Origin of the sequence: Nonomuraea muscovyensis (assembly GCF_014207745.1) — a bacterium.
GTDB lineage: Bacteria > Actinomycetota > Actinomycetes > Streptosporangiales > Streptosporangiaceae > Nonomuraea > Nonomuraea muscovyensis.
Genome location: NZ_JACHJB010000002.1, coordinates 713,422 through 727,055, shown reverse-complemented (window position 1 = coordinate 727,055; position 13,634 = coordinate 713,422). Strand labels below are relative to the sequence as shown.

General features: G+C 74.0%; 3 protein-coding genes. All 3 read left to right on the top strand.

Features of this window, described 5'->3' with window-relative positions; all coding sequences use genetic code 11:
- Positions 1 to 5 precede the first annotated feature (5 nt).
- From FHU36_RS19950 to FHU36_RS19940, 3 genes are read left to right on the top strand one after another with little or no spacing between them, the layout of a single operon-like run.
- Positions 6 to 3,155 carry a non-ribosomal peptide synthetase gene (locus tag FHU36_RS19950; protein ID WP_185085460.1) on the top strand — a complete coding sequence of 1,050 codons (3,150 nt, stop codon included), beginning with the start codon at positions 6 to 8 and terminating at the stop codon, positions 3,153 to 3,155.
- Positions 3,152 to 9,697 carry a non-ribosomal peptide synthetase gene (locus tag FHU36_RS19945; protein ID WP_185085459.1) on the top strand — a complete coding sequence of 2,182 codons (6,546 nt, stop codon included), beginning with the start codon at positions 3,152 to 3,154 and terminating at the stop codon, positions 9,695 to 9,697. The genes FHU36_RS19950 and FHU36_RS19945 overlap by 4 nt, the downstream gene beginning before the upstream one ends.
- A complete protein-coding gene (locus FHU36_RS19940) occupies positions 9,694 to 13,608 on the top strand; it encodes a non-ribosomal peptide synthetase (RefSeq protein WP_185085458.1) in 3,915 nt (1,304 codons plus the stop codon). The genes FHU36_RS19945 and FHU36_RS19940 overlap by 4 nt, the downstream gene beginning before the upstream one ends.
- The last annotated feature ends 26 nt before the right edge of the window (positions 13,609 to 13,634 follow it).

Sequence of the window (13,634 nt, the reverse complement as noted above, 5' to 3'; positions counted from 1 at the left end):
CCCGGGTGACCGGCACATACGTCTTCCCCGCGTCGTACGCGCAGCAACGGCTGTGGTTCCTCACCCAGCTCGACCCCGACGCGCCCGCCCACCACGTCAACGCCGTGATCGACCTGCCCGACACCGATCACGAGCGCTGCACGCACGCCCTGTGGGAGATCGTCCGCCGCCATGAGACCCTGCGGACCGCCCTGACCACCGAAGACGGCACCCTCGTCCAGGTCGTCCACGCGCACCTGCCGGTCACCCTCCACCACACCGACCTCACCCACCTGCCCCCCGACCAGGCCGAACACCACTTCCACACGCTCGCCCGCGCCGACGCCCGCACCCCCTTCACCCTCGATGAGGCCCCGCTGTGGCGCGCCCGCCTCGTCCGCCTGCCGGGCCCCGCGCCGGACCGGCAGCGGCCCGTGCACCGGCTCGTCCTCATCGTCCACCACGCCGTCTTCGACGCCCGATCCGCCACGAACTTCGTCACCGAACTGCACGAACTCCACGACGCCCACACCCACGGCCGCCCGCCCCGCCTGCCCGACCTGCCCGTCCAGTACGCCGACTACGCCGACTGGCAGCGCCGCCACCTCGCCGACGGCGTCCTGGACCGGCAACTCACCTACTGGCGCGACCGCCTGAGCGGCCTGCCCGCCGACACCGGACTGCCGACCGACCGGCCCCGCCCGCCCGTACGCGGCCACGACGGCGCCGAACACCACCTCCACCTGCCCGCCGACCTCGTCGACGCCCTGGACAACCTCGCCCGCGGCCACGGCGCCACCCTGTTCATGGTGCTGCTCGCCGCGCTCAAAGCCCTCATCGCCCGCCACGCCCGCACCCACGACATCGCCGTCGGCACCCCCGTCGCCGGCCGCGACCTGCCCGAGGTCCAGCCCCTCATCGGCATGTTCATCAACACCCTCGTGCTGCGCACCGACCTGTCGGGCGACCCCGCATTCACCGACCTGCTCGCCCGGGTCCGCACCACCGTCCTGGACGCCCTCGACCACGCCGACCTCCCCTTCGACCGGCTCGTCGAGGCCCTGCAACCCGAACGCGACCCCAGCCGCACCCCGCTGCACCAGATCGGCTTCAACCTGCTGCCCATGAGCGGACGCGGCCAGTTCGCCAACGGCACCACCCAGCTCGACCTCAGCTTCGACGTCATCAGGACCGCCGACGGCGCCGGCGTCTGGATCGCCTACAGCACCGACCTGTACGACCCCGCCACCGTCGAACGCCTCGCCACCGCCTACCGGCTCATCCTCACCGCCGTCGCCGCCGACCCCGCCTCGCCCCTGTCCCGCCTGCCGCTGCTGACCCCCGAACAGCGCGACCAGCTCCTGACCACCTGGAACGACACCGCCGCCCCCTACCCCGACCGCTGCCTGCACGACCTCGTCACCGACCAGGCCGCCCGCACCCCCGACGCCGTGGCCGTCCGCACCCCCGACGGCGCCCACCTCACCTACGCCGACCTCGACACGCGCGCCCACACCCTGGCCCGCCACCTGCGCCGCCTCGGCGTACGCCCCGAATCACGCGTCGCGCTCTGCCTGCCCCGCACCCCCGACCTGATCGTCGCCCTGCTCGCCGTGCTCAAGGCCGGCGGCTGCTACGTGCCGCTCGACGCCGCCTACCCGCCCGACCGGCTCGCCTACCTGCTCGCCGACTCCGGCACCGACCTGCTCCTGACCACCTCACACCTGCTCGACCGGCTGCCGGCCGCCCGCCCACCCGAACTCCTCATCGACCACCTCGACCACGCCGCCCACCCGCCCACCACCGCAGCCGAGGGGCCGCTGCCCGAGGTCACGCCCGCCCACCTGGCCTACCTCATCTACACCTCCGGCTCCACCGGCCGCCCCAAAGGCGTCGAGGTGCCCCACTGCGGCGTCGTCAACCTCATCACCGACGTCACCCGCCGCCTCGGCGCCACCAGCGCCCTGCTGGCGACCTCCCTGTCGTTCGACATCGCCGCCCTGGAGATCTTCACCCCGCTGCTGTCCGGCGGCACCCTCCACCTCGCCCCCGACGACGCCGCCCGCACCCCCAAGGAACTGCGCCGCGCCGCCGAACACGCCGACCTGGTCCAGCTCACCCCCTCCGTCGCCGGCCTCGTCCACGCCGACCTGCCCCACGGCATCCCGCACCTCATCCTCGGCGGCGAACCCCTGCCCACCGACCTGGCCACCCGGCTGCACGAGCTCACCGCGGACCTGTGGAACTTCTACGGCCCCACCGAGACCACCATCTGGTCCACCGCCTGGCAGGTCCCACCCGCCCCGCCCACCATGCTCATCGGCACGCCGCTGGCCAACACCACCGCCCACATCGTCGACGACCACCTGCAGCCCGTCCCCGTCGGCGTGCCGGGGGAGCTGCTGCTCGGCGGCGCCGGAGTGACCCGCGGCTACCACGGCCGCCCCGCCCTGACCGCCGAACGGTTCGTCCCCGACCCGTTCGGCCCGCCCGGCGCCCGCCTCTACCGCACCGGCGACCTGGCCCGCCGCCGCACCGACGGCACCATCGAATGCCTCGGCCGCCTCGACCACCAGGTCAAGATCCGCGGTGTGCGCATCGAACCCGACGAGATCGCCGCCGTCCTGAGCGAACACCCCGCCATCCGCCACGCCGCCGTCACCGTACGTGACGACGCGCCCGGCGGCCGCGGCCTCGTCGCCTACGTCACCACCCACAACGCCGGCGGCGGCTCCGACGCGGCGGGGGAGTGGCGCGCCCACCTGCGCGCCCGCCTCCCCGAAGCGATGATCCCGGCCGCGTTCGTCCACCTCGACACCCTGCCCGTCCTGCCCAGCGGCAAGCTCGACCGCGCCGCCCTCCCCCCACCCGCCCCCGACACCGGGCACGGCGCCGGCCACATCCCGCCACGCACCCCCATCGAGGAAACCCTCGCCGCGATCTGGGCCGACCTGCTCGGCCGCCCCCGCGTCGGAGCCACCGACGACTTCTTCGCCCTCGGCGGCCACTCCCTGCTCGCCGTCCGCCTCGTCGAGCGCGTCAACGACGAACTCGGCGTCGACCTCCCGCTGCGCCTGATCTTCGACGCCACCACCGTCGAGGAGCAGGCCCTGGCCGTACTCCACCGCCAACTGACCGACGCAGACCTGCTGGACCTGCTAGAGGAGGACCGGTGACCGACGTGGACCGCGCGCGTGAACGCCTGGCCCGGCTCACCCCCGAACAGCGCGCCGCCCTCGAGGCCCGCCTCGCAGCCACCCGGCGGCAACACACCGGCCCCCAGCCCGCCCCGGCACACCCCCCTCAGAACGGAGGCCGGCACGGCCCGCCCATCCCGCGCCGCGCCGACCCCACCGCAGCCGCGCCCCTGTCGCACGCCCAGCGCCGCCTGTGGATCGTCGACCAGCTCGACCCCGGCAACCCCGCCTACACCCTGTCCTGGGCGTACGACATCGACGGCCCCCTCGACACCACCGCCCTGACCGCCGCGTTCGACACCCTGCTCGACCGCCACCCCATCCTCGGCCACATCATCACCGTCCACGACGGCGAACCCCGCCAGGAGCCCGGCCCCGTCCGCCCCGCCCTGCACCTCGACACCATGACCGCCGCCCAGGCCGACGACACCGCCGCCAACGAAGCCCGCCACCGCTTCGACCTGGCCACCGGCCCCCTCACCCGCGCCCGGCTCATCCGCCTGGCCCCCGACCGGCACCGGCTCCTGCTCACCCTCCACCACATCCTCGCCGACCGCTGGTCCATCACCCTCCTGCTCGGCGAGCTCCTCGACCTGTACGCCGGCACGCACCCGCCCCAGCCACCCGCCGACCACCGTGACTACGGCGACTACGCGGCCTGGAGCCTCCAACAGCCCCACGGCGACGACCTCGCCTACTGGCGCGACACCCTCGCCGGCCTGCCCGACGCCCTGGACCTGCCCGCCGACCGGCCCCGCCCCGCCGCCCGCACCCACCAGGGCCGCCGCCTGCTGTTCGACCTGGACGCCCCGCTCGCGAACGGGCTGCGCGACCTCGCCCGCGCCGAACGCGCCACCCCCTTCATGGCCCTGGCCGCCGCCGTACAGGCCCTCCTGGCCCGCTACACCGGCCAGACCGACATCCCCCTCGGCACCCCCATGTCGGCCCGTCCCCACGCCGGCCTCGACCGCACCGTCGGCCTGTTCCTCAACACCGTCGTCCTGCGCGGCGACCTGTCCGGCGACCCCACCTTCGCCGAACTGCTGCGCCGTACCCGCGAACGCGCCCTCGACGCCTTCGACCACGCCCGCCTGCCCTTCGAGACGCTCGTCGAGGACCTGGCGGCCGGCCGGGACCTGTCACGCAACCCGCTGTTCCAGGTCATGCTCGCCTACCAGAACACCCCGCCGCTGCCCACCGGCGCGCCCGGCCTCACCCTGCGCCGCCTGGACGTCCACCCCGGCACCGCCATGTTCGACCTGGACCTCATCGTCGAGGAACGAGCGGACGGATCGCTGCTGTGCGTCGTCGACTACGCCACCGACCTGTTCGACCACGACCGCGTCGAACGGCTCGCCGGCCACCTGCGCACCCTCCTGGCCGCCGCCGTCGCCACTCCCACCCTGCGGCTGTCCGACCTGCCGCTCATGGACCCCCGCGAACGGGACGCCACCCTCCGCCTCAGCGGCCCGCCGCCGACCGCCCACCCGGACCGCGGCGTCCACGAGCTCGTCACCGACCAGGCCGCCCGCACCCCCGACGCCCTCGCCGTCCAGTCCGCCGTCCAGTCCGGCGGCCGGCCCGGCGCACCGCGCACGGCCGGCACCGGGCTCACCTACGCCCAACTCGACGCACACGCCGACCACCTGGCCGCGCGGCTACGACGGCTCGGCGTACGCCGGGAAACCCGCGTGGGCGTCTGCCTGCCCCGCACGCCCGACCTGATCGTCGCCCTGCTCGCCGTACTCAAGGCCGGCGGCTGCTACGTGCCACTCGACCCCGACTACCCGGCCGACCGGCTCGACCACATCCTCACCGACTCCGGCGCCACCCTCGCCATCACCGTCGAAACCCTGCAGAACCGCCTCCCCACCGCCCTGCCCCGCACCCTCCTCGACGCCGCCCCAGACCCCGACACCACCCACACCGGCGACCAGACCGGCTCCACCCCGCCCCCCACCCACCCCGACCAAGCCGCCTACCTCATCTACACCTCCGGCTCCACCGGCCGCCCCAAAGGCGTCGTCGTGCCCCACCGCGGCCTGGTCAACCTGCTGTCCGACCTGCGCGACCACCCCGGCCTCACCCCCGGCGACCGCCACCTGTTCCTCACCTCCCTGTCGTTCGACATCGCCATGGCCGAGATCTTCGGCCCCCTCACCACCGGCGGCACCGTCGTCGTCGCCTCCACCGCCGACATCGCCACCGTCCACGACCTCATCCGCACCGGCGACCTGCACACCGTCCAGGCCACCCCCTCCGTCCTGGAAACGCTGCTGCCCGCCCTCGCCCACCGGGTCCCGCGCGTCATCAGCACCGGAGAAGCCCTCCCCGCCCCGCTCGCCGCCAAGCTCCTGACCACCACCGACGACCTGTGGGACCTGTACGGCCCCACCGAGACCACCATCTGGTCCACCAGGAACCACGTCACCGGCCACACCGGCGGATCCATCGGCACCCCCGTCGCCAACACCACCGCCCACGTCGTCGACCCGGCCACCCTGCAGCCCGTCCCCGTCGGCGTGCCGGGGGAGCTGCTGCTCGGCGGCGCCGGAGTGACCCGCGGCTACCACGGCCGCCCCGCCCTGACCGCCGAACGGTTCGTCCCCGACCCGTTCGGCCCGCCCGGCGCCCGCCTCTACCGCACCGGCGACCTGGCCCGCCGCCGCACCGACGGGTCGCTGGAGTACCTCGGCCGCGCCGACGACCAGGTGAAGGTACGCGGGGTGCGCATCGAACCGGGGGAGGTGGCGGCCGCCCTCGCCGAACACCCCCGCGTGCGCCGCGCCGTCGTCACCGTGCGCGACGACGCACCCGGCGGCCGCGGCCTGGTCGCCTACGTCGAGACGACCGCCTCCGACAGCCACGACGGCGACCCACCGGCGGCACTGGCGGGGGAGTGGCGGGCCCACCTGCGCGCCCGCCTCCCCGAAGCGATGATCCCGGCCGCGTTCGTGCCCGTCGCCGCCCTCCCGGTGCTGCCCAGCGGCAAACTCGACCGCGCCGCCCTGCCGCCGCCCCCGCACTCCGCCACCGCCACCCCCCACCACCGGCCGCCCCGAACCCCCGCCGAACACGCCCTCCACACCATCTGGACCGAACTCCTCGAACGCGACGACATCGGCACCGACGACGACTTCTTCACCCTCGGCGGCCACTCCCTGCTCGCCCTGCGGCTCATCACCCGCCTCAAGGACGCCTACGACGTCGCCGTGCCGCTGCGCCGCTGCTTCGAAACCCCCACCATCGCCGGCCTGGCCCCCCTCATCCCCGCCGACCCGCCCGCCGCCGCCTCGGCCATCCCGCGCATCCCCGACGGCCCCACCACCCCCACCCCCGCCCAGACCCGCCTGTGGTTCCTCGACCAGCTCGACCCCGGCAACCCCGCCTACAACATCGCCTGGGCCGAACGCCTGACCGGCCCCCTCGACACCGCCGCCCTCACCGCCGCCTTCGACGACCTCGTGGACCGGCACGACGCGCTCCGCCTCGTCATCACCGGCCACGACGGCGAACCACACCTCCAGGAAGGCCCCCACCGGCCCCGCCTCACCGTGACAGACCTCACCACCGACCCGGAAGCCGCCGCATCAGCGGGCCGCGCCGAAGCCCGGCACCGCTTCGACCTCGCCCGAGGACCGCTCGCCCGCGCCCTCCTCGTCGCCCGCGCCCCCGGCGAACACGACCTCTTCCTCACCCTCCACCACGTCATCGCCGACCGATGGACCCTGTCCATCCTCCTGCGCGACCTCATGACCCTCTACCAGGCCCGCACCACCCGCCGGCCCGCACCACCCGAGCCGCCCGTCCGCTACCGCGACTTCGCCGCCTGGCAGCACACCACCACCCACGGCCACACCGCCTCCCTCGCCTACTGGAAGGACACCCTCGCCGACCTGCCCGCCACCCTCGACCTGCCCGCCGACCGCCACCGGACCGGCCTGCCCGACCACGCCGGGCACCGCCTCACCTTCACCATCGACGCCCCCACCGTCGCCGCCGTCCACGCCTGCGCCCGCCACCACCACACCACCCCCTTCACCGTGCTGCTCGCCGCCCTCCACGCCCTCCTCGCCCGCTACACCGGCCACACCGACATCCCCATCGGCATCCCCGTCTCCGGCCGCACCCACCCCGCCGTCGAGAACGTGGCCGGCCTGTTCCTCAACACCCTCGTCCTGCGCGGCGACCTGTCCGGCGACCCCACCCTCACCGAACTGCTCCACCGCACCCACGACCGCGTCCTGGACGCCCACGACCACGCCGACCTGCCGTTCGAACTGCTCGTCCAGGAACTCGCCGAACAGCGCGACCTCACCCGCAACCCGCTCTTCCAGGTCATGTTCGCCTACCAGAACGTGCCCCCCGCGCCACCCCAGGCCGCCGGCATCCGGCTCGACACCCTCGACATCGACCCCGGCGTCACCCAGGCCGACCTGCACCTGATCATCGAAGAGGCCGGCGACCGGCTCACCGCCGTCCTGCACTACGCCACCGACCTGTTCGACCACGACCGCATGCGGCGCCTGGCCGACCACTACCGCGCCTTCCTCACCCACGCCCTCGCCGACCCCGACCGGCCCGTCACCGACGTCCCGATCCTCACCACCGCCGAACTGCGCACCATCGCCGCCGCCAACGACACCACCCGCCCCGACGACCGGCCGGCCACCCTGCCCGCCCTGCTCGCCGCGCAGGCCCGCCACACCCCCCACGCCGCCGCCCTCGGCCACGACACCCCCGACCGGCCCGGCCACCGCACCTGGCTCACCTACGCCGAACTCGCCGCCAGGACCAACCGCCTCGCCCGCCGCCTGCGCGCCCTCGGCGCCGGCCCCGGCCAGGTCGTCGGCCTCTGCCTCGACCGCGGCCCCGACCTCGTCGTCGCCGTCCACGCCGTCGTCACCGCCGGAGCCGCCTACCTCCCACTCGAACCCGACCACCCACGCGACCGGCTCGCCGCCATGACCGGTGACGCCAACGCCCGCCTCGTCATCACCACCGGCGAACTCGCCGCACACCTGCCCGCCGACCTCACCCCACTGCTGCTGGACCGCGACGCGGCCGCCATCGCCGCCGAGGACCCCGCCCCCCTCGACCCCGCCGTCCACCCCGACGACCTCGCCTACGTCATCTTCACCTCAGGCTCCACCGGCCGCCCCAAAGGCGTCGCCGTCTCCCACCGCGCCATCACCAACCGCCTGCACTGGATGCAGGACACCTTCCACCTCACCCCCCACGACCGCGTCCTGCACAAGACACCCTTCTCCTTCGACGTGTCCGTCTGGGAACTCTTCTGGCCACTGACCACCGGAGCCCAGCTCACCGTGGCCCGCCCGCACGGCCACACCGACCCCGCCTACCTCGCCGACCTCCTGCACAGCGAAGCCGTCACCACCGTCCACTTCGTCCCCTCACTCCTGGACGCCTTCCTGCACGAACCCGGCCTCACCCAGCGCCTCACCCACCTGCGCACCGCCATCTGCTCCGGCGAAGCGCTCACCCCCGACCTCGCCGACCGGTTCGCCGCCACCCTCCCGCACGCCCGCCTGCACAACCTCTACGGCCCCACCGAAGCCGCCGTCGACGTCACCTGGCACCCCTGCACCCCCGGCCAGACCACCCTCCCCATCGGGCACGCCATCACCAACACCCGCCTCGAAATCCTCGACCACCGCATGAACCGCACCCCCATCGGCACCCCCGGCACCCTGTGGATCGGCGGCGTCCAACTCGCCCGCGGCTACATCGGCCGCCCCGACCTCACCGCCGAACGCTTCACCCCCGACCCCTACGGCCCACCCGGCAGCCGCCTGTACGACACCGGCGACCTCGCCCGCCGCCGGCCCGACGGCGCCATCGAATACCTCGGCCGCACCGACCACCAAGTCAAGATCCGCGGCATCCGCGTCGAACTCGGCGACATCGAAACCGCCCTCACCACCCTGCCCGGCGTCCGCGCCGCCGCCGTCCACACCACCGCCGACAGCGCCGGCCTGCGCCTGACCGGCTACGTCGTCCCCGACCCCGGCGCCACCACCGACCCCGCCGACTGGGCGCGGCTCCTGCGCGACCGGCTGCCCGCCCACATGATCCCCACCAGCTGGGTCCACCTCGACGCGCTCCCGCTCAACCGCAGCGGCAAACTCGACCGCAACGCCCTACCCCGCCCGCACACCCCCGCCACCGCCACCCCCGCGAGCCCGCCCGGCACCCCCGCCGAACACGCCGTGGCCGACGCCTGGCGCGACATCCTCGGCCTGGCCCACATCTCCGTCCACGACAACTTCTTCGCCGTCGGCGGCGACTCCATCCGCAGCCTCAAAGTCGTCGCCCGCCTGCGCGACGCCGGCTACGCCGTACGACTCGAACAGCTCTTCCTGCACCAGACCATCGCCGAACTCGCCCAGCGGCTCACCCCCGCCGCCGACACCACCCCACCACCCACCGCCGAGCCCACACCCTTCGCCCTGCTCAACCCCGACGACCTGGCCCGAATGCTGGAAGGCGGCGCGCGATGACCCTCACCACCCCGACCGCGCACGACCTGGAAGACGCCTACCCTCTGGCAGCGCTCCAGGCAGGGATGCTCTACCACAGCGCCTACGAACCCGACGCACCCACCTACCACGACCTGACCACCATCACCCTGCGCGGCCACCTCGACCACGCCGCCCTCACCACCGCCCTCGCCGAGGTCACCGCCCGCCACCCCGTGCTGCGCACCTCCTTCGACCTGACCGGCTTCAGCGAACCCCTCCAACTCGTCCACCGCGCCGCCGCCATCCCCCTGGACGTCACCGACCTCACCACCGACCCCGACCCCCGCGACCGGCTGCACGCCTGGGCCGAACAGGAAAAGCGCCGCCCCTTCGACTGGGCGGCACCGCCCCTGGCCCGCGCCCACGTCCACCTGCTGCCCGACGACCACCACGCCTTCAGCCTGAGCTTCCACCACGCCATCCTCGACGGCTGGAGCGTCGCCGCCCTCATCACCGAACTCTTCAGCCGCTACCACGCGCACCTGCGGCACACCCCGCTGCCCACCACCCCGCCGCCGGCCGCCTTCCGCGACCTCGTCGCCGCCGAACGCGCCGCCGTCGCCTCACCCGACGCCCAGCGCTTCTGGCACGCCCAGGTCGCCGACGCCCCCGACACCCGCCTTCCCCGCCCGGCCACCCCCGACAGGCCGGGGGAGGAGCGCACCGTCGAAGTCCTGCGCCGCCCTGTCGACCCCGCGCTCCTCGAACGGCTCCAGCACACCGCCCGCCGGCTCAACGTGCCGCTGCGGACCGTCCTGCTGGCCGCCCACCTGCGCGTCCTGGCCCTCATCACCGGCGACACCGAGGTCATGACCGGCCTGGTCACCCACAGCCGCCCCGAAAGCGACGCCGGCGCGGACGTCCTCGGCCTGTTCCTCAACACCGTGCCGCTGCGCATCGACACCGGCGCGCCCACCTGGGACACCCTCATCCGCCGCGTCTTCGACGCCGAGGTCGCCCTCCTGCCGCACCGCCAGTACCCGCTGTTCGACATCCAGCGCGCCGCCGGCCGCTCACCCCTGCTCGACGTGCTGTTCGACTACCGCGACTTCCACGTCTACCAGGGCATGCCCGGCATCGACATCGTCGACCAGGACTTCTTCGAACAGACCGACCTGCCCCTCACCACCAGCTTCACCCGCTCACGCCACCACGGCGGCTTCGACCTCACCCTCACCTACGACAGCACCCAGTTCGCCGCCGCCGACCTGCGGCACGTCGAAGACCACTACCTCACCGCGCTGGGCCAGGCCGCCACCCCCGGCACCGACCCGCGCCCCACCACCGCCTACCTCACCCGCGACAGCGCCGCCATCGACCGGTGGAACGACACCGCCCGCCCCTACCCGCCCGCCACCCTCCACCAGCTCATCACCGCCCAGGCCACCCGCACGCCCGACGCGCCCGCCGTCTGCTACGACGGCACCTGGCTCACCTACGGGCAACTCGCCGAACGCGCCCACGCCCTCACCACCCGGCTGCGCGCCACCGGAACCCGAACCGGCGACGTCGTCGGCCTCTGCCTCGACCGCGGACCCGACCTGCTGCCCGCCCTGCTCGGCATCCTCGGCGCGGGCGCCGCCTACCTGCCGCTCGAACCCACCCTGCCGCCGGAACGCCTCACCTACATGCTCGACACGGCACAGGCCCGCACCGCGGTCGCCGACCCCGCCACCGCCCGCCTCCTGCCGGCCGGCACCACCGTCCACCTCACCACCGGCACCACCCAGCAGCCCGGCGGCAGCCGCGACGACGACCCACCCAGCGTCCACCCCGACGACCTCGCCTACGTCATCTTCACCTCAGGCTCCACCGGCCGCCCCAAAGGCGTCGCCGTCTCCCACCGCGCCATCACCAACCGCCTGCACTGGATGCAGGACACCTTCCACCTCACCCCCCACGACCGCGTCCTGCACAAGACACCCCTGTCCTTCGACGTGTCCGTCTGGGAACTCTTCTGGCCGCTCACCACCGGAGCCCAACTCGTCGTCGCCCCGCCCGACAGCCACAAGGACAGCGCCCACCTCGCCGCCCTCGTCGCCGACCACCACATCAGCACCCTGCACTTCGTCCCCTCGATGCTCGACCTCTTCCTGGACGAGCCCCACCTGCCCACCACCGCCCGCCGCGTCATCTGCTCCGGCGAGGCGCTGCCCCCCGACCTCGCCCGCCGCTTCCACGACCGCCTCCCCACCACCGAACTCCACAACCTCTACGGCCCCACCGAAGCCGCCGTCGACGTCACCTGGCACCCCTGCACCCCCGGCGAGACGACCATCCCCATCGGGCACGCCGTCGCCAACACCCGCCTGGAAATCCTCGACGCGGCCGGCCACCGCGTGCCCGTCGGCACGCCCGGCGAACTCTGCCTCGGCGGCGTCCAACTCGCCCGCGGCTACATCGGCCGGCCCGACCTCACCGCCGAACGCTTCGTCCCCGACCCCTACGGCCCACCCGGCGCCCGCCTCTACCGCACCGGCGACCTCGCCCGCCGCCGGCCCGACGGCGCCGTCGAATACCTCGGCCGATCAGACTTCCAGGTCAAGATCCGCGGCCAGCGCGTCGAACTCGGCGAGATCGAGACCCACCTGCTCACCCACCCCGACATCCGCGCCGCCGTCGTCACCCTGCACGACCAGCGCCTGGCCGCCTACCTCGTCCCCACCGGCGCTCAGGCACCCGACACCGCCGCCCTCACCGCCCACCTGCGCACCCACCTGCCCGACCACATGATCCCCACCGCCTGGATCACCCTCGACAACCTCCCCGTCACCCCCAACGGCAAGCTCGACCGCGCCGCCCTGCCCGCACCCGACACCGCCACCGGCCGCGCCCCCTACATCCCGCCCCGCGACCCCTTCGAAGCCCGCCTGGCCACCCTCTGGGAAGACACCCTCGGCATCGACGCCGTCGGCGTCCACGACGACTTCTTCGCCCTCGGCGGCCACTCCCTGCTCGCCCTGCGCCTCACCATGCGCCTGCGCAAAGAACTCGGCCGCACCGTCCCCCTCTCCACCGTCCTGACCGCCCCCACCATCGCCCAACTCGCCGCGGAACTCCGCCGCCCCCACGACAACGACGCCCCACCCCAACGCATCGTCCCCCTCAACCCCCGCGGCGACCGCCCCCCGCTCTTCCTCTTCCACGCCCTCGGCGGCCAGGTCTTCCGCTACCTCCCCCTCACCCGCCACCTCGGCCCCGACCAGCCCGTCTACGCCGTCCAGGCCGCCGGACTCGCCCCCGGCGAAAAACCCCACGCCACGCTCGCCGAAATGATCGACGACTACACCACCCACCTCCTCGCCACCCGCCCCCAGGGCCCCTACGTCCTCGGCGGCTACTGCATCGGCGGCAACATCGCCCTCGAAGTCGCCCGCCGCCTGCGCCACCTCGGCCACCACGTCCCCCTCGTCGTCCTGTTCTACTCCGACGCCGACGAACCCGTCCTGCGCGCCTCACTCGAAGACGACGCCGTCCTGCTCACCCACGCCCTCGCAGGCGGACGCGTCCAGGTCGACCTCGACGACCTGCACCGCATGGACCCCGAACAACGCCTCCTGGCCGTCATCGACGCCGCCGCCCGCACCGACACCCTCCAACCCGACACCGCCGACCTCAACCAGGCCCGCCGCTTCGTCGACGTCTTCCGCGCCAACGCCCACGCCGTCGGCCACTACCGCCACGCCCCCTACGACGGCGACCTCCTGCTGTTCTCACCCACCGCCGAAGACACCCCGCCCGACGACATGGGCTGGCGCACCGTCGCCACCGCAAACCTGCACATCTCGCCCATCCACGGCGAACGCTTCACCGTCATGTACGAACCCCGCGTCGCCCACGCCGCCGCCGAGCTGAGGAAGCACACCGACCATGGCCTCACCCAGCACTGAACCCAGCACCGGCCCCAGCGCCGAGC